The sequence below is a fragment of the Kitasatospora sp. NPDC056181 genome, assembly GCF_042266225.1.
GTDB lineage: Bacteria > Actinomycetota > Actinomycetes > Streptomycetales > Streptomycetaceae > Kitasatospora.
In genome coordinates, this window is record NZ_JBHJUK010000008.1 from 17,958 (window position 1) to 34,798 (window position 16,841).

14 protein-coding genes and 1 tRNA gene are annotated in these 16,841 nt (G+C 73.5%); 7 read left to right on the top strand and 8 right to left on the bottom strand.

Annotated elements, in window-relative coordinates; translation table 11 throughout:
• Positions 1 to 141 precede the first annotated feature (141 nt).
• Positions 142 to 1,068, top strand: a complete 927-nt coding sequence (locus tag ACFC1F_RS05565; protein WP_376155913.1) for a LysR family transcriptional regulator — start codon at positions 142 to 144, stop codon at positions 1,066 to 1,068.
• Positions 1,069 to 1,123: 55 nt separating this feature from the next.
• On the opposite strand, the gene mug is transcribed toward ACFC1F_RS05565, so the two are convergent.
• From mug to ACFC1F_RS05590, 5 genes are all read right to left on the bottom strand, one after another.
• The gene (gene mug / locus ACFC1F_RS05570) at positions 1,124 to 1,675 is read right to left on the bottom strand and encodes a G/U mismatch-specific DNA glycosylase (RefSeq protein ID WP_148644320.1); all 552 of its coding nucleotides are present in this window, start codon (positions 1,673 to 1,675) and stop codon (positions 1,124 to 1,126) included.
• 130 nt (positions 1,676 to 1,805) lie between these two features.
• Entirely contained in the window at positions 1,806 to 2,837 is a 1,032-nt protein-coding gene (locus ACFC1F_RS05575) for a phosphatase PAP2 family protein (protein WP_209413983.1), read from the bottom strand.
• An 85-nt stretch (positions 2,838 to 2,922) separates the two neighbouring features.
• On the bottom strand, positions 2,923 to 4,041 hold the full coding sequence (locus ACFC1F_RS05580; protein ID WP_376155915.1) for an aminopeptidase P family protein: 1,119 nt from the start codon (positions 4,039 to 4,041) through the stop codon (positions 2,923 to 2,925).
• 73 nt (positions 4,042 to 4,114) lie between these two features.
• Positions 4,115 to 5,467 (bottom strand): dipeptidase, encoded by a 1,353-nt coding sequence (locus ACFC1F_RS05585; RefSeq protein WP_376156012.1) that lies wholly within the window; start codon positions 5,465 to 5,467, stop codon positions 4,115 to 4,117.
• Between the two features lie 841 nt (positions 5,468 to 6,308).
• On the bottom strand, positions 6,309 to 7,619 hold the full coding sequence (locus ACFC1F_RS05590) for an MFS transporter (RefSeq protein WP_376155916.1): 1,311 nt from the start codon (positions 7,617 to 7,619) through the stop codon (positions 6,309 to 6,311).
• A 113-nt stretch (positions 7,620 to 7,732) separates the two neighbouring features.
• Between ACFC1F_RS05590 and ACFC1F_RS05595 the strand changes: the two genes are divergently transcribed.
• Both ACFC1F_RS05595 and ACFC1F_RS05600 read left to right on the top strand, forming a co-directional pair.
• Complete coding sequence (locus ACFC1F_RS05595) at positions 7,733 to 8,527, top strand: winged helix-turn-helix domain-containing protein (RefSeq protein WP_376155918.1); 795 nt, start codon at positions 7,733 to 7,735, stop codon at positions 8,525 to 8,527.
• 41 nt (positions 8,528 to 8,568) lie between these two features.
• Positions 8,569 to 9,060 (top strand): hypothetical protein, encoded by a 492-nt coding sequence (locus ACFC1F_RS05600; protein ID WP_376155919.1) that lies wholly within the window; start codon positions 8,569 to 8,571, stop codon positions 9,058 to 9,060.
• Positions 9,061 to 9,198: 138 nt separating this feature from the next.
• Here the strand turns inward: ACFC1F_RS05600 and ACFC1F_RS05605 are convergent, their stop codons facing one another.
• On the bottom strand, positions 9,199 to 10,059 hold the full coding sequence (locus tag ACFC1F_RS05605; protein WP_376155921.1) for a hypothetical protein: 861 nt from the start codon (positions 10,057 to 10,059) through the stop codon (positions 9,199 to 9,201).
• 198 nt (positions 10,060 to 10,257) lie between these two features.
• Positions 10,258 to 10,746 carry a YajQ family cyclic di-GMP-binding protein gene (locus ACFC1F_RS05610; RefSeq protein WP_209413990.1) on the bottom strand — a complete coding sequence of 163 codons (489 nt, stop codon included), beginning with the start codon at positions 10,744 to 10,746 and terminating at the stop codon, positions 10,258 to 10,260.
• 216 nt (positions 10,747 to 10,962) lie between these two features.
• On the opposite strand from ACFC1F_RS05610, the gene ACFC1F_RS05615 reads away from it, so the two are divergent.
• Positions 10,963 to 11,043, top strand: a tRNA-Tyr gene (locus ACFC1F_RS05615).
• Positions 11,044 to 11,114: 71 nt separating this feature from the next.
• Here the strand turns inward: ACFC1F_RS05615 and ACFC1F_RS05620 are convergent.
• Complete coding sequence (locus tag ACFC1F_RS05620; RefSeq protein WP_376155923.1) at positions 11,115 to 11,780, bottom strand: HAD family hydrolase; 666 nt, start codon at positions 11,778 to 11,780, stop codon at positions 11,115 to 11,117.
• 343 nt (positions 11,781 to 12,123) lie between these two features.
• Between ACFC1F_RS05620 and ACFC1F_RS05625 the strand changes: the two genes are divergently transcribed.
• The 3 genes from ACFC1F_RS05625 to kdpF all read left to right on the top strand — a co-directional run bounded on the left by ACFC1F_RS05625 (position 12,124) and on the right by kdpF (position 16,840).
• Complete coding sequence (locus tag ACFC1F_RS05625) at positions 12,124 to 13,971, top strand: APC family permease (protein WP_376155925.1); 1,848 nt, start codon at positions 12,124 to 12,126, stop codon at positions 13,969 to 13,971.
• A gap of 377 nt (positions 13,972 to 14,348) precedes the next feature.
• The gene (locus tag ACFC1F_RS05630) at positions 14,349 to 16,343 is read left to right on the top strand and encodes an APC family permease (protein WP_376156013.1); all 1,995 of its coding nucleotides are present in this window, start codon (positions 14,349 to 14,351) and stop codon (positions 16,341 to 16,343) included.
• A gap of 407 nt (positions 16,344 to 16,750) precedes the next feature.
• Positions 16,751 to 16,840, top strand: a complete 90-nt coding sequence (kdpF, locus tag ACFC1F_RS05635; RefSeq protein WP_209414007.1) for a K(+)-transporting ATPase subunit F — start codon at positions 16,751 to 16,753, stop codon at positions 16,838 to 16,840.
• Position 16,841 lies beyond the last annotated feature (1 nt).

Sequence of the window (16,841 nt, forward strand, 5' to 3'; positions counted from 1 at the left end):
TGCTGCGTCCGGTGTGACCTGCGGAGTGCGGGCCGGGACGTGATCACCGTAGGGAGGGCGGGGGAGGGCCGGGCAGGGGTCCGCGTCGATGGAACGGCCGGTTCCATGAGCAGGATCGATGGATGCCGGTAGATTCGGCGCATGAACCACGTGCCGGGCCACGCCCCCGACCTCGCCCCGCAGGAGCTGCGCATCCTGGTCGCCGTCGAGGAGGAGGGCAGCTTCACGGCGGCCGCGGCGCGCCTCGGCACGACCCAGTCCGCCGTCTCGCACGCCGTGCGCACCTGCGAACGGAAGCTCGGCGCGGTGCTCTTCGACCGCGGCCGCAACGGCGCGCGCCCCACGGACGCCGGCGCGCGGGCCGTCGCCTACGCCCGGCGGATCCTGCGGCTGCTGGAGGCGATGGGCCCCGAGGTGCGGGGCGCCGGCGCCGGGGACGCGGCGGGCGAGGTGGCCGGGCCGCTGCGGATCGCCGCCTTCCGCAGCGTCGCCGCCCACCTGCTGCCGCCCGTCCTCGCCCGGCTGACCGCCCGCCACCCCGGGCTGACCCCGCAGGTCCGGATCGTCCGCGAGATCGGCCGGGGCACGGCCGGCGAGGTCGCCGACGGCCACGCGGACCTCGGGCTCGCCACCCTGAACACCGACGGTCCGCCGCCCGTCCCCGGGCTGGTCGCGGTGCGCCTCTTCGAGGAGGAGTACGCGCTCGCGCACCCGGCCGGCCACCCGGCGCCGCGCGGGCTCCCGCTGGTCGACTGGGACGAGAACTGCGGTTCCTACACCCGCAGTTGGTGGGACAGGCAGGACTGGATCCCGCCCGCGACCATCAACGTCGAGGACGACACGGTCGCCGTGTCGCTCGTCTCGCAGGGGCTGGGGATGGCGATCATGCCCCGGAGCGCCCTGCTGGGCGCCCCGCCCGGCCTGGCCGTCACCGGTCTCGGCCCGCAGCCGCCCCGCCGCTCCGTCGGCTACGTGACCACGCCGGAGCTGGCGGGGACGGCGCCGGTGCGGGCGTTGATCCGTGAACTTCGGGCGCTGGCCCTGCCGGAGGGGCTGGCGGCGGCCTGAGGGAAGCGGAGGAGCGGGGCCCCGGACGCGCGGCGGCCCGTCGGCCGGCGCGAGGCTACTCCACCGCCTCCCGCAGCCGCCCGAACTCCTCCGCCAGCCCGTCCAGCGTGTAGTGCGCGTTGAGACCGCTCGGGTTGGGCAGCACCCAGACCTCGGTCTCCCCGATGCCCTCCTCCTGCCGCCCCACGGCCGCCGTCCGCCGCCCGAAGGCCGTCCGGTACGCGCCGATGCCCAGCACGGCCAGGACGCGCGGGCGCAGCCGCAGGACCCGCCCGGTGAGCGCGGCGCCGCCCTCGCGCAGTTCGCCGGCGGTGAGTTCGTCCGCCTTGGCCGTGGCGCGCGGGGCGACGTTGGTGATGCCGAGGCCCAGGCCGAGCAGCTCGTCCTGCTCGTCCGGGCGGAGCAGCCGCGGGGTGAAGCCGGAGCGGTGCAGGGCCGGCCAGAAGCGGTTCCCGGGCCGGGCGAAGTGGTGGCCGGTGGCGCCGGACCAGAGCCCGGGGTTGATCCCGCAGAAGAGCACCCGCAGCCCGGGGGCGGCGACATCGGGGATGGTGGTGTCGCGGGCGGCGAGCAGCTGTTCGGCGGTGGGCTTCAGCGGAGTGGGCACCGCCCCAGTCTGGCCCACCGCCCGCCGGCGCTACGGACGCCCCCGCCCGCCGGGGCTACGGACGCCCCCGCTCGCCGGGGCTACGGACGCCCCCGCTCGCCGGGGCTACGGACGCCCCCGCTCGCCGGGGCTACGGACGCCCCCGCAGTCCGGCCCGCGGCTGCGCCCGCAGGCCCGCCCTCAGCCGCGCCTGCCGCCGCTCCCGCAGCCACCGCGCACCGAAGACCACGGCGGCCGCGTACGCCCAGCCCGCGAAGATGTCGACGATGAAGTGCTCCGCGCCGTACACCAGGGTGAACGCCATCGCGAGCGGGTACGCGACGAGCAGGGCCCGCAGCCACCGGGTGGACGTCGGCCAGAAGAAGAAGAGCAGCATCGCCGGGTAGGCGGAGTGCAGCGAGGGCATCGCGGCGACGTCGTTGGCGAACCGGCTGCCGTTCTCGAAGATCGACCCGGCCCGCTGGAGCCCGCTCTCGTTGAGGACGTCCGACACCACCCGGGTGAGCGCCGGCATGTGGCCCTCCTGGGAGGTCAGCCATGGCGGGTCGGCGGGGAAGAGGAGGTACGTCGCGAAGCCGGCGAAGGTCAGCACGAGGTAGCAGGTGAGCAGCTGCCGGAACCGGTCGTGGCGGCGCCGCCAGAGCACGGCCAGCACCACGAAGACCATGAAGAAGTGCGACATGTAGACGGTGACCGCCGCGTAGTCGTACCAGTGCGGCGAGCCGGGGGTGTAGAGCCCGTACTGGAGGCGGACCGTCCAGGTCTCACCGAGGCCGAGCAGCTCGTCGGCGCGCAGCTGCGGCCGCCAGTGCGGGGCCCACGGGGTGTGCGCGCCGTAGCCCCGCAGCAGCGAGTACGCCCAGACGGCGGCCATCACCGGGACCCAGTCGCGCAGCACCAGCAGGAAGCCGCGCCGCCCGTGGCCGCTGTGCACGGCGGCGGCCAGCAGCGCGCCGATCAGCCAGCAGAACACCACGTCGTTGGAGTACGGCAGTCCGTTGACCCGCACGTACCAGACCAGCGCGAGGAGGTAGAGCGGCCACGCCAGCAGCCTGAGCCGGGCCGGCACGCTGGCGCGCGAACCGGTCAGTGGCCGGGACACCGGGCGCAGCCGCCCGGCGCTCGGGGGCGGGGTCGGCGCCGGGCGGAGCAGTTTGGTCATGCCGGTCGAAGCTAGCAAGGCATTCTTGGAGGACTCTTTATGCGCGCCGTCCGACCGTTCAGAAAAGACTCAGGGACGGCGGGCGTCAGGAGACGATGCCGAGTTCGTGCGGCGTGTTGTTGAACCGCCGCCCGCCCTGCTCGGTCACCGTCACGATGTCCTCGATCCGCACCCCGAACCGGCCGGGCAGGTAGACGCCGGGCTCGATCGAGAAGCACATGCCGGGGACGAGCGGCTGCTCCTCGCCCTCGACCAGGTACGGCGGCTCGTGCGTGGTGATGCCGATGCCGTGGCCGGTGCGGTGGATGAAGTACTCGCCGTAGCCGGCGTCGGTGATCACGCGGCGGGCGATCCGGTCGATCTCCTGGCAGGTCACCCCGGGCCGGACGGCCTCGAACGCGGTCTGCTGCGCCCGCCGGACGACGTCGTGCACCTTCTGCACCTCGTCCGGGACGTCCGCGCCGACGTGCACGGTGCGGGTGGTGTCCGAGCCGTAGCCGTCCTTGAGGCCGCCGAAGTCGAGCACCACGGTGTCGCCGGGCCGGATGACCCGGTCGCCGGCCTCGTGGTGCGGGTTGGCGCCGTTGGGGCCGGAGCCGACCACGGTGAAGTCGACCTGGCTGTGCCCGTACTGGATGAGCAGTGCGCTGAGGTCGGCCGCCACGTCGGTCTCCCGTCGGCCGGCGAAGCCGATCTCCAGGATGCCCCGGTAGGCGGCGTCGGCCGCGCCGCCGGCCGCGGCCAGGCGCTCCAGCTCGTCGGTGCCCTTGACCGCCCGCAGCATCGGCAGCGCCTCGGTGAGCGAGGTCCAGCCGGTGCCGGGCAGGGCGGCCTGGAGGCCCAGCAGGTGCATCGCCCAGGCGTTGTCGGAGATGCCGTACCGGCCCGCGGGGTCGAGCAGCGGGGCGGTGACGGCGTACGGGTCCTCGCCGTCGGTCCAGTCGACCAGGTCCAGGGCGGGGGCGCCGGCCGCCTTCTCGGCGTCCGGACGCTCCAGCCTGGGGACGACCAGGGCGGGTGCGCGGCCGGCGGAGAGGACGAGGGCGGTCAGCCGCTCGGTGATCGCGGTGGGCTGGTAGCCGCAGAGGTAGACCAGGTCGGGGCCGGGGGCGACGACCAGGCCGGTGAGCCCGGCGGTGGAGGCGTCGGCGGTGGCCCGGGCGAGCCGGGCGGTGTAGTCGTCGGTGGTGAACGGTCGTGGCACGGGGATCTCCCGCCTTCCTGTGTCGACGGCGCTCGGCCGGATGGATGTGGGTGCACCCGGTCCTGACGCCCTATCACGTCCCTGTTCGGTTGGCGTAGTGCCGGAGGAAGAGCGCCTCGACGTTGGCCATGTGCTCGATCTCGCCCGGGTCGACGCTCTCGTTGGGCGCGTGGATGAGGCAGCGCGGCTCCTCGACGCCCATCAGGATGATCTCCGCCTCGGGGAAGGTCCGGGCGAGGACGTTGCAGAGCGGGATCGAGCCGCCCTGTCCGAGGAAGGACATCGGCCTGCCGTAGACCTCCTGCATGGCCCTGTCGAGCGCGGCGTACGCCGGCCCGCCGGTGGCGGCCCGGAACGGGGAGCCGACGCTCTCCGGTTCGACGCCGACCCGCGCGCCCCACGGCACGGCCGCCTCCAGGTGCGCGGTGAGCGCGTTCTGCGCGGCCTGCGGGTCGGTGCCCGGTGGCACCCGCAGGCTCACCCGGGCGCGGGCGGTGGCGGGGATGGCGGCGGCCGAGCCGACCACCGGCGGGCAGTCGATGCCGAGCACGGTGACGGCGGGGCGGGCCCAGAGCCGGTCGGCGACGGTGCCGGAGCCGGTGAGCCGGACGTCGTCGAGCACGCCCGCGTCGGTGCGGAACTGCTGCTCGTCGTAGCCGACGCCGCTCCAGGCGCCCTCGCAGTCGAGCCCGTCGATCCGGGTGCCGCCGTCGGTGTCGCGCAGTGAGTCGAGGGCGCGGATCAGGGCCGCCAGCGCGTCCGGGGCCGGGCCGCCGAACATGCCGGAGTGCATGTCGCCGTGCAGCGTGGACACGGTGACGACGAGGTTGGCGAGGCCGCGCAGCGAGGTGGTGGCGGTGGGCACGCCGACGGCCGCGTTGCCGGTGTCGCAGATCAGCAGGGCGTCGGCGTGGAGTTCGCCGGCGTGCGGGGGCACGTACTCCTCCAGGCCGCCGGTGCCCTGCTCCTCCGAGCCCTCGGCGACGAACTTGATGCCGACCGGGACGTCGTCACCGAGCGCCCGCAGCGCGGTGAGGTGCATGACGATGTTGCCCTTGCAGTCGGCGGTGCCGCGCCCGTACCAGCGGCCGTCGCGTTCGGTGAGCTCGAACGGTGGGGACGTCCAGGCGGAGTCGTCGAGGGGCGGCTGGACGTCGTAGTGGCAGTAGAGCAGGACGGTCGGTGCGCCGGGCGGGGGCGGGCGGTGGCCGATCACGGCGTGGCTGCCGTCCGGGGTCTCCTCCAGGTGGACGTCGCGCAGGCCGGCCTCGCCGAAGGCGGCGGCGACCCACTCGGCGGCCTCGCGGCACTTCTCCGGCGGGTACTGGCGGGGGTCGGCGACGGACGGGATGGCGACCAGTTCGGCCAGGTCGGTCTTGGCCCGGGGCATCAGGCCGGCGATCCGGCGGGCGAGTTCGTCGGTCATGTCGGTCATGGGGGCGGCTCCTGGTCGGAAGGGCGGCGCTGGGTCGGTTGCGGACGGTGTTGCCGAGCTTGAGGTCGTCGAGCCTCTCCTTGACGTCGGCGAGCTTCTCCGGGCAGTGGACGGAGAGGACGATCGCCTCGGCGAACACCACCGCGGTCGGAGAGCACCGGCCGCCGACCGGGGCCGCCGACGCCGTTGGAGCTGCCGTACCTCCACTGCACCTGGGTCAGCGCGTCGGAGGGGTTCTCGCAGACGGCGCCGCCGTCCTCGCCCAGGGTGTGGACGATCTGGCTCTGGCCGGGCACCGGGTAGCGGCCACCCGCAGCGCGTCGGAGAGCTGGGCGGCCTTCCGGTTGGGTTCGTTGGTCGAGTGCCGGGCGGCCACCGCCCCGGCCCCCGCCCCGGCCCCGCCCTGGCCGTCGTGCCGGCCGATCCGGAGCCGCCCGGACTGCCCCGGCCGGACGCGGGCAGATCCGCAGAACTCATGAGTCCTCCTCGGGTGCGGCCCCGCGCGCCCGCCCCGGGAGATCCCGGGGCGGGCCGTACACGGCCAGTTCACCCGGTTGCCCGTGGCGTCGCATGCGGCGTGCACCCGCACGGGTGAGCGGGTGTCAGGGGCGCGTGTCGGAGGTTTGGCTCCCGCGTGAGCGGGGCCGGGTTGTGGGAGCCGGGCTGCGCGGTGCTGGTAATGCGGTGCTGGGTAGTGCGGTGCTGGGTAGTGCGGTGCCGGGTTACCCGGGACCGGTTTGCTCGGGGCCGGGTTGCTCGGGGTTGCCCGGGACCGGTTCCGGGGTTCGCGGCCGTCGGCGGGGGCGGCCCCGGGCGGTTGCACCCGGGCGGGTCAGCTGTCGGCCGGCCAGGTCGCGCGGCGCAGCGTACGGCCGGCCGTCGCTGGCAGCAGGCAGGCGGCGAGCAACCCGGCGACCGTGGTCAGCGCGGCGGTGGGGGAGAGGTGGTCGAGGAGCAGTCCGCTGCCGAGCATTCCGGCCGGCATGCCGATGGTGAGCAGCGTCATGGTCGCGGCGACCACCCGCCCGCGGAGCTCGTCCGAGACCCGGCGGAACACCAGGAGGTCGATCATCACCCGCAGCGTCGGCGTCCCCAGTCCCACCAGGAACAGCGCGGCGAAGACGGTGGCGGCCCCGCCCGGCAGCAGCGGTGCCAGCGTCACCGGGACGCAGGTCCAGGCCACCGCCAGCAGCAGCGCGCCCGGTCCGGCCAGCCGGTGCAGCCGGCCGACCAGGAACGCCCCCGCCAGCGCCCCCGCCGCCTCGCCCGCCAGGGCCAGGCCGATCCCGCCGCTGGAGGCGCCGTGGCCGCGCAGCTGGACGATCACCGGCAGCAGCATCGCGGCGCCGGCCAGGTTGGTCACGAAGATGACGGCGAGGGCGGGGCGCAGCACCAGGTCGGCGGCCAGGTGGCGGAAGCCGGCCAGGGCGCCGCCCCTGCTCCGCGGCTGCTGCTCCGCGGCCTTCGGCGGGCTCGGGAAGCGCACCGCCAGGGCGGCGGAGAGCGAGAGCAGCGTCGCCACGACGGTGCCGAGGAAGGGCACCGCCCGGCCGGCCCCGAACAGGTACCCCGCCAGTGGCGGCCCGATGAGCCCGGCGCCGCTCATCCGCGCCTCGTCCTGGGCGAGCGCCTGCCGCAGCTGCTCGGGCGGGACCACCGACCGCACCGCCAGCAGCCGGACCGGCCCGCTGTACGCGATGGTGGCGCCGATGGCGACGGCGACCAGCAGGGTGTGCACGACGGTGAGCCGGTCCAGGGCCATCGCCAGCGGGACGCTCCCGGCGGCGAGCAGGCGGACGGAGTCCGCGGTGATCAGTACCCGGCGGCGGTCGTGCCGGTCGGCGACCGACCCGCCGTGCAGGCCGAACAGCACGCCGGCGCAGATCTGCAGCGCCCCGAACGCCCCGGCGAGCGTGGACGAGCCGGTGAGCGCGAGCAGCAGCAGCGGGTACGCGGTGTCGGCGACCTGCAGGCCGAGGGTGGCGGAGGCCTGGCCGGCCCAGAGCGCCTGGAACCGCCAGTTGCGGTGCAGCGGGACGAGGGCGGGCGCCCGGCCCGCTTCCTCGTCCGTCGTCCCCGTTGCCGTCTCCCTTGCCGGCCCCGTTGTCGTCGCCGGTGCGGTCCCTGCTGTCGTTGCGTCCATGTCCACCCCTTGCGCTCGCGCAACCATTCACGTTCTCGTAAATGATTACCGAAGGGAGATTGGTCACGCAAGGGTGATTGCGAGGACGGGCGGCGGTCTGCCAGGGTGGGGCCGTGGCCGAGAACGTTGAACAGCAGGCCGGCGGGGCCGGCGAGCACACCGGCGAGCGCGCGGGTGGGTACGCGGGCGAGCGCGCGGGTGGGCGTCCGGGCGGGTACGCGGGTGACCAGGTGGGCGATCAGGCACGCGATCAGGGGGAGGGTCGCGCGGCCGACCGTGCCAGGGAGCGCCGGGTGGGCGACGCCGCCACCCTCAAGGCGTTGGCCGACCCGCTGCGCCTGGGCATCCTGGGCGCCCTGATGGGGGCCGACGGCGGTTCGCTCACCGCCAAGGAGATCGCGGCCGCCCTCGGCGAGCCGCAGACCAAGCTCTACCGCCACATCAAGCAGCTGGAGACCGTCGGACTGATCCGGGTCGCCGGAACCCGGCTCGTCTCCGGCATCGTCGAGAGCCGCTACGCCGCCGCGCAGGAGTCGCTCCGGCTCTCCTCGGAGATCTTCTCCGCGGACTCCCCGGACCGCTCCGAGGCGTACGGCGCGGTGCTCGCCGGGGTGGACCGGGTCCGCGGCGACTTCCAGGCCCAGGCGCAGGCCGGCCGGGTCGACTTCAGTGCCCCCAAGGACGGATCGGCCGGCCCGCCCAGCATGTTCGCCGACTTCTCGCTCCGGCTCAGCCCGGCCCGGCTGGTCCGCCTCCGTAGCCAACTCGGAGAAATCTTCGACGAGTTGATGGCAGAGGGGCGGAGCGAGGCGAAGGACGCGGTGGACGTGACCGTCCTCACCCTGCTCTACGGCCTCCAGTCGGAGCATTCCTCCCGGGCCGATTCCCCTACAGGCACGGAATCATAAATGCCGGGCGCAGTGTCAGTGCCGTGGTTCAGGATGACTGAATGCCATACGAACTTCAGGCGCTGATCGGTCCGGCGGAGCTGCTCGCGGTGGCCGTGGCCGAGGTCCCGGCCGCCCACCTCAGCCCGCTGGCCCAGGGGCTGGCCCTGATCCCGGCTACTCCCGCCTTCCTGTCCGCGCTCCAACTCCGCGGCGGGGTAGGGGCTTCGGGCGGCAATGCCGGCTTCACGTGGTTCCCGGACGGGCTCGGGCTCCGGGTCGCCGCCTGGTCCAAGGCCGGCCCGATCGCCTGCGTCGAGGCCGACTTCTTCGGCGGCGCCGGCACCCAGCGCGCCGCCGTCTGGTCCGACGGCCGGCTCGACCTCGGCCCGCTCACCAGTGGCGAGTTCGAGCCCTTCCCGCCCGAGGGCAGCCCGATATCCCGCGCCCTGCGCCGGATCGGCGCGCGCGTGCAGGGCGGCTGCACCGACGAGTTCGAGTCCGTCGGCCTGCCGGCCCACTCCAGCACCGTCCGCTGGGTGACGCCCGGCTGAGTTCGTTCCGGGTCGCACCCGGCGTGTCGTTCTGGTGCTGTCCGCGTGCTGTCCGGGTGTCGCCCGCCGCCCGGCCCGTTCCGCGTAGCCGCGGCGGCCGGGCCGACGGGCCTGTGGACAGCGTCTGCCGACGGAGTCTCAGGCCTGGCCGGTGAAGGACGCGCAGGCGGAGCAGCGGCGGACGGCGGCGCGGCCGGTGTTCCCCTCGGTGGCCTGTGCGGGCCGGGCGCCGTCGATCAGCGTCCACAGGTCCGACGGAGGGCGGGGGATCCAGCCCCACCGCGGAGCGGCGACGTCCTGCTCGGCGACGTGGCCGCAGGCGCCGGGGCGATGGGCGTACCCGGTCGGGGAGATCAGGATGGCGTCCGGCCGGAAGCCCGTCCACGCCGTGCCGCCGGCCGAGGGCGCCCCGGGGGCGCAGGCCGCGATCCGGTCCGCGAGGCCCTCGTAGCCGACGGGCTCGCCGCAGAGCCCCTGAACGGCGGTCATGCCCAGACTGGCCCGCCCGGTGGCCTCCACGGGGGTGCGGGAGGTGACGTAGAAGCGCCACTGGCCGACGTCGAGCGGGTCGTAGTCGGCGTGGGTCCGCGCGGTGTGGAGGGCGAAGACGTAGACGTCGGCGTTGTAGGACTGCTCCTCGGCGCCACCGTCCTCGGGGGACCAGGTGCGCCCGCGCAGCCGGGAGAAACGGATGTCCGACAGCCGGGCCTGTCCCCAGGCCTGGAGGTGGGCGCTGGTCTTGACCTCGATCCTGAGCCCGTCCGGGGTCAGGACGTCGAAGCTCTCCCACTCCGCGTTGCGCTCCACGGCGCCCACCGCCCGGTGGACCAGGAACTCGGCGAGCAGGCCGCGGGTGGTGTTGGTCCGCAGGTCGGGCATCGCGTAGCGCCAGAACTCCAGCACCGTCCCGGCGTCGGCGCCGTGGAAGACCTCGCCGCCCTCAAGCGGCGTCAGTTCGGCCGGGGTGTGCCGGCCGTCGGGGGTGGAGGGTGAGGACACCGCCCCAGCCTGTCACGGACCGCCCGGCGGCCGGGGGCACATCGGGGTGGCACATCGGGGGCGGCACATCGGCGGGGCGGCACATCGGGGAAGGGGCACATCGGGGGCGGCGGCCGAGGACTCCGGCGCCGCACCCCCGATGTGCCCCGTCATGCCCTCGCGGGCCCGGCCTGCGCCCGCGCAGGCCGGGCCGCGTGACTAGCGGTAGTTCACGAACTGGAGCGCGAAGTCGAGGTCCTTGCCCTTGAGCAGGGCCTGAACGGTCTGCAGGTCGTCACGGCTCTTCGAGCTGACCCGCAGCTCGTCGCCCTGCACCTGGGCCTTCACGCCCTTGGGGCCCTCGTCACGGATGATCTTCGCGACCTTCTTGGCATCGTCCTGGGAGATGCCCTCCTTCACGTCCGCGAAGATCTTGTACTCCTTGCCGGACAGCTGCGGGTCCTTGGCGTCCAGGGCCTTCAGCGACAGACCGCGCTTGATGAACTTGCTCTGCAGCACGTCCAGCACGGCCTTCACGCGCTCCTCGCCGTTGGCCTTCATCTCGATCGTCTCGCCGGAGCGGCTGATCTCGGCGCCGACGTTCTTGAAGTCGAAGCGGGTGGCGATCTCACGGGAGGTCTGGTTGATCGCGTTGTCGACCTCCTGCCACTCGACCTTCGAGACGATGTCGAAACTGGAGTCGGCCATGGGTGTTGGTCTCCTTGATGCTCTGGCTTCACTGGCTCGGTCCGCCCCACGGGGCGTCCGCCGTCCCAGCCTATCCAGCCCCACCCCGCCCCCGCCCCCGACAGCCACGCCACAACCCTTGATCATCACGTGACCAATCGAGTGGCGAACCACCCCCCGGGATCAGGTATCGTTTACGGAGTCGAACGGGGCAAGCACCCGGGAGACACCAATCCTGGCTGGTTGCCCGAGCGGCCAAAGGGAGCAGACTGTAAATCTGTCGCGCAAGCTACGCAGGTTCGAACCCTGCACCAGCCACTGGATTACCAGACCGGCCCGAACAGCGGAAACGCTGTTCGGGCCGGTTCTGTTTTCCGGGCTGACGGGGGTCAGCGGGTGGCGAGGAGGAGGGTGGCGGCGGCGGGTGTGTCGGGGGCGGTGTGCGTGGGGACGGGGTGGGACGGGGGGAGTGGCGGGGGCGGGGCGGGGGTGATCCAGATGGACCGGAGGCCGGTGGCGTGGGCGCCGCAGATGTCGGTGGCGGGGTTGTTGCCGACCATCCAGTCGGCGGGGGTGAGGGTGCGGCCGAGGCGGGCGGCGGCGAGGTGGAAGATCTCGGGGGCGGGTTTGCGGGCGCCGGCCTCCTCGGAGACGCAGACGGCGTCGACGGCGGGGAGCAGGCCGGTGCGGGCGAGTTTCGCGCGCTGGATGTCGGTGTGGCCGTTGGTGACGACGCCGATGGTCCAGCCGGCCTCGCGGAGGGTGGCGAGGGCGTCGGGGACGCCGGGCAGCAGGTGGGTGCGGGCGGCCTCGTGGGCGACGTGGGCGTCCCAGAGGGCCCGGCCGGTGTGGGTGAGGCCGTAGTGCGCGGCGATCCGGGTGAAGCCGGCGGGCGAGGGGTCGGCGCGGAACAGGGCGAAGACGGTGGGGGCCGCGTCGGCCGGTAGTCCGTGGGTGGTGCAGAAGGCGGGGGTCCAGGCGTCCGCACCGCCGTCGCGCTCGACGAGCGTGTGGTCGAGGTCGATGAGGAGGAGGGGCCCAGGGTGACGGTTCATGTGCGGAGAGTAGTCCAGGGGTGGCCCGCGCGTTATTGCACATAGCTTGCAATTACCTTGATGAGGCAGCAAAGTGTTCCCCAGGGGGCGGGCGCGGCCTTTCAGCCTCCCCGCTGAGCAGTCCCGGACGTGTCAGCATGCGCCGGGAGTCCTCCGTACGAGCTGATCGTCTTCCCAACCGGCGCCCGCCGGGACAACGGTCCGCCCGCCCCCGTCCACCTCCCCCCTCAAAACGGCGTCAAGGGCCGCCGTCGCGGCGTCAAGAACGCGTAGGGGAGCGGAGCGCGGGGGTGCACGGCCCGCAGGATCGGGAGCAGTAGCCCGACCGCGGAGGTTCCGTTCGATGTCCAGCCCCGTCGCCGCCCAGGCCGTCACCGCCGAGCCCGAGCCGCCCGGTGCCGCCCGGCTTTCCGATCCGGACGAGCGTCATCGCCTCACCGCGTGGGGCGGGTTGGCCGCGTTGTCGCTGGACGCGATGGCGTCGGTGGCGTACGGGCCGGAGTCGATCGTGCTGGTGCTGGCGGGGGCCGGGGCGTACGGGTTGGGCTTCACCCTGCCGGTGACGGCGGCGATCGCGGTGCTGCTGGCGGTGCTGGTGGCCTCGTACCGGCAGGTGATCGCGGCGTTCCCGGACGGCGGCGGCTCGTACGCGGTGGCGAAGGCGCACCTGGGGCGGCGGACGGCGCTGACCGCGGCGGCCTCGCTGGTGATCGACTACGTGCTGAACGTGGCGGTGTCGGTGACGGCCGGCGTGGCGGCGCTGACCTCCGCGGTGCCGCGCCTGTACGACGACCGGGTCTGGCTCTGCCTGGGCGTGCTGGCGCTGGTCACGGCGGTGAACCTGCGGGGGATCGCCGAGTCGGCGCGCTGGTTCATGGCGCCCACCGCCGTCTTCGTGCTCTCGATCCTGGCGATCGTCGTGGCGGGCCTGTTCCGGGACGCGCCGGCGAGCACCGAGGCCGCCGCCGGACACGCCTCCGCGCTGGCCGGCAACGCCACCACCGTGGGCGCGCTGCTGCTGCTCAAGGCCTTCGCGGCCGGCTGCTCGGCACTGACCGGCGTGGAGGCGGTGGCCAACGCCGTCCCCTCCTTCCGCACGCCCGGCGTGAAACGCGCCCAGCACACCGAGGTCGCGCTCGGCGCGCTGCTGGGCGTGATGCTGATCGGACTGGCGGTGCTGATCGGCCGCTTCCACCTCCAGCCGGTGGAGGGTGTCACCGTCCTCGCCCAGCTCGCCGACGCCTCGCTCGGCCACGGCGCCGGCTTCTACCTCGTGCAGTTCGCCACCGTCGTCCTGCTCGGCCTGGCCGCCAACACCTCCTTCGGCGGGCTGCCCGCCCTGCTCCACCTCCTGGCCCGCGACAACCACCTGCCGCACGTCTTCGCCCTGCGCGCAGACCGGCAGGTCCACCGCCACGGCGTCCTCTTCCTCGCAGCCGTCTCCGCCGTACTGCTGGCCGGCTCCGGCGGGGACGTCAACCGCCTGGTGCCGCTGTTCGCCATCGGGGTGTTCGTCGGCTTCACCGTCTGCCAGGTCGGCATGGTCCGCCACTGGTGGCTGCAGCGGCCCGCCCACTGGCACGCCAAGGCCGCCCTCAACGGCTTCGGCGCCCTCCTCACCGGCATCGCCGCCCTCGTCGTCACCGGCACCAGGTTCACCGAGGGCGCCTGGGGCATCTGCCTCGCCCTGCCCCTGCTCGTCCTCCTCTTCGAGGCGATCCACCGCAGCTACGCCCGGATCGGCGAACGCCTCGAACTGGGCCACGTCCCCGGCCCCCTCACCCCGCAGCGCAGCCTCGTCCTCGTCCCGGTCACCGCCATCACCCGCCTCACCCGCGACGCCCTCTCCGCCGCCCTCTCCCTCGGCGACGAGGTCCTCGCCGTCACCGTCGTCCACGACGGCGCCGAGGCCGAGGCGCTGCGCCGGGACTGGGAGCTCTGGCAGCCGGGCGTGCCACTGGTGGAGATCCCCGACGGCCACCGCCGCCTCGGCCCGCCGATCGCCGCCTTCGTCAACGACCTCGCCGCCGACGGCGAGCACACCTACGACCGCCTCACCGTGCTGATCCCCGAGGTCGAGCCGGTCCGCTTCTGGCAGCGGGCGCTGCAGAACCGGCGCGGCGCCGTCATCGACCGGGCCCTGCGCCGGCACACCGACGCGGTGGTCTGCCGGCTCCGGATGCGGATGTGACGGGGCGGGCGGGGCGCGGCGAGGCGACGTGGTGCGGTGCGGGGCGGGGAGTGGCGACGCGGTGCGGTGCGGGGAGCGGCGGGGCGGGGCGGGGGCCGAGGGGGGAGATATGAAAGGAAATGTCCAAATCATCCCATCCGATCGGCATATCTTGACGATGTCTTAACGGGGGGGCTTAACGCCCTCGAAACGCCCCCGCCCGCCCCGAAAGGCCCCGCACATAGCGGCTGCGACCTGCGGGAACACTCCGCCCAATGGGCGTGCAGGGCCCGCCCGGTACTCCGTCGAGGCTTATTGCCACCCCGATAAACGCCCTTACGCTCGCCCATGTGTTCAACGTGCCCCAGGCGCTCAAGCGCCTAGTGATCGGCAAGGCCATGCGCAGCGAAGAGCTGGGCGAGACGCTGCTCCCCAAGCGGCTGGCGCTGCCGATCTTCGCTTCCGACCCGCTCTCCTCGGTCGCCTACGCGACCCAGGAGATCCTGCTGGTGCTCACCGTCGGTGGCACCGCCTTCCTGTACCTGACCCCGTGGGTCGCGGCCGGTGTGGTCGCGCTGATGGCGGTCGTCGTGATGTCGTACCGCCAGGTCGTGCACGCCTACCCGAGCGGGGGCGGCTCGTACGAGGTGGTGTCCCGCAACCTGGGCGCCAACTCCGGCCTGGTGGTGGCGGCGTCGCTGCTGGTCGACTACGTGATGACGGTCGCGGTGTCGGTGGCCTCCGGCGTCGACAACATCATCTCGGCGCTGCCCTCGCTGGCCGACTACCGGGTCGAGCTGGCGGTCGGCTTCGTCGTCCTGCTGGCGGCGATGAACCTGCGCGGGGTCCGGGAGTCCGGCAAGGCCTTCGCGGCGCCGACGTACCTGTTCATCGGCGGCATCGTGCTGATGGTGGTCACCGGCCTGGTCAAGGCGGCCTTCGGGCACACCCCGATGGCGGCCAGCGCCTCGTACGGGGTCCTGCCGGTGGACGGGAAGGACACCCTGGCCGGCCTCGGCCTGCTGATGCTGGGCCTGCGGGCGTTCGCCTCCGGCTGTACGGCGCTGACCGGCGTCGAGGCGATCTCCAACGGCGTGCCGGCCTTCCGCGCGCCCAAGTCGAAGAACGCCGCCGCCACGATGGCCGTGATGGGCACCACGGCCGTGGTCATGTTCGTCGGCATCACCGCGCTGGCCCTGATGTCCAAGGTGCACATCACCGACGACGCCTGCCAGTTGACCGGCTTCCCCGGGGACTGCCACACCGCGCCGCAGCAGACCGTGATCGCCCAGCTGGCGGCCGCGATCTTCGGCGGGGACCAGAGCTTCCTCTTCTACTTCATCCAGGCCGTCACCGCGCTGGTGCTCATCCTGGCGGCCAACACCGCGTTCAACGGCTTCCCGCTGCTGGCCTCGATCCTGGCCGAGCACCGCTACCTGCCCCGGCAGATGCACACCCGCGGCGACCGCCTCGCCTTCTCCAACGGCATCATCGCGCTCGCGGTGGTGGCCGGCGGGCTGCTCTGGCTGTACGACGCGGACGTCACCAGCCTGATCCACCTCTACATCCTGGGCGTCTTCACCTCGTTCACGCTCTCCCAGATCGGGATGGTGAAGCACTGGAACCGGGTGCTGGGCACCGAGACCGACCCGGCCGTCCGCGGCTCGGCGCAGCGCTCCCGGGTGATCAACGCCTTCGGTGCGGTCACCACGGCGCTGGTGCTGGTCATCGTGCTGCTGACCAAGTTCACGCAGGGCGCCTGGCTGGCCGTGGTCGCGGCGGCGGTGCTCTGGGTGATGATGCGCGGCATCCGCCGGCACTACGACAGCGTGGCCGAGGAACTGGCGGTGGACGACCCGAACGCCGAGTCGGTGCGGCCGTCCAACGTCCACGGGATCGTGCTGGTCTCCAAGCTGCACAAGCCCACCCTGCGGGCGCTCGGCTACGCGCAGGCGTTCCGGCCGGACTCGCTGGAGGCGCTGACGGTCGCGGTCGAGAACGACGCCACCCAGGAGCTGGAGCGGCAGTGGGAGGAACTGGACGTCCAGGTGCCGCTGAAGGTCCTGGACTCGCCGTACCGGGAGATCACCAAGCCGGTCGTCCAGTACGTCCGCGAGTACCGCCGCAGCAGCCCGCGCGACGCGGTGGCGGTGTTCATCCCCGAGTACGTGGTCGGGCACTGGTGGGAGCACCTGCTGCACAACCAGTCGGCGCTCTGGCTGAAGAGCCGGCTGCTGTTCACCTCCGGCGTGATGGTGATCAGCGTGCCGTGGCAGCTCACCTCCTCCAGCAAGGCGTACCAGCCGTCCCGCCGGGCCCCCGGCGCGGTCCGGCGCGGTGAGCCGGCTGCGCGGTCGGAGTACGAGAAGCTGCCGGCGCCCGAGAACGCCTGACACCTCGCACCGGGGCCCCGGACAGCACCGCGCTGTCCGGGGCCCTTCGGCGTGTTCCCCGGCGCGGCCGGCCCGGGAGCGGTCCCGTATGGACCTCGTCAACAAGCGAACGGGATCCGTATGGAGGGCGTCAAGAACCGCGGTGACGCCCCGTACAGGCGCTTGGCTGGCTCTGCCGGCCCTCCGCCGGCGCCGCACGGGCCCCGCAGAGGGCGCTCGCGGCCACCCCCGAACCACTGTGGTGGAGCCCATGTCCGATCTCATCTACGTCGGTGTCACGGTCGCCGTGTTCGCCGTCATCGCCCTGATCGCGCGGGGGGTGGAGAAGCTGTGAGTGAGCGCAGCGAACGAACCATCAGTGGCGGCGTGTGGCGCGAAGCGCCCGCCGAGCGGAGCGAGGTGGGCGCATGAGCGTCGAGAACATCGTGGGTCTGCTCGTGGCCGTCGCCCTCGTCGGCTACCTCGTCGTGGCGCTGATCTACCCGGAGAAGTTCTGAC

Excerpts from the sequence above, each read along its gene's own strand:
- ACFC1F_RS05565 (WP_376155913.1), top strand. The coding sequence starts at position 142 with ATGAACCACGTGCCGGGCCACGCCCCCGACCTCGCCCCGCAGGAGCTG.
- ACFC1F_RS05575 (WP_209413983.1), bottom strand. The coding sequence starts at position 2,837 with ATGACCAAACTGCTCCGCCCGGCGCCGACCCCGCCCCCGAGCGCCGGG.
- ACFC1F_RS05585 (WP_376156012.1), bottom strand. The coding sequence starts at position 5,467 with ATGACCGACGAACTCGCCCGCCGGATCGCCGGCCTGATGCCCCGGGCC.
- ACFC1F_RS05590 (WP_376155916.1), bottom strand. The coding sequence starts at position 7,619 with ATGGACGCAACGACAGCAGGGACCGCACCGGCGACGACAACGGGGCCG.
- ACFC1F_RS05600 (WP_376155919.1), top strand. The coding sequence starts at position 8,569 with ATGCCATACGAACTTCAGGCGCTGATCGGTCCGGCGGAGCTGCTCGCG.
- ACFC1F_RS05610 (WP_209413990.1), bottom strand. The coding sequence starts at position 10,746 with ATGGCCGACTCCAGTTTCGACATCGTCTCGAAGGTCGAGTGGCAGGAG.
- ACFC1F_RS05620 (WP_376155923.1), bottom strand. The coding sequence starts at position 11,780 with ATGAACCGTCACCCTGGGCCCCTCCTCCTCATCGACCTCGACCACACG.
- ACFC1F_RS05625 (WP_376155925.1), top strand. The coding sequence starts at position 12,124 with ATGTCCAGCCCCGTCGCCGCCCAGGCCGTCACCGCCGAGCCCGAGCCG.
- ACFC1F_RS05630 (WP_376156013.1), top strand. The coding sequence starts at position 14,349 with ATGCGCAGCGAAGAGCTGGGCGAGACGCTGCTCCCCAAGCGGCTGGCG.
- kdpF (WP_209414007.1), top strand. The coding sequence starts at position 16,751 with ATGAGCGTCGAGAACATCGTGGGTCTGCTCGTGGCCGTCGCCCTCGTC.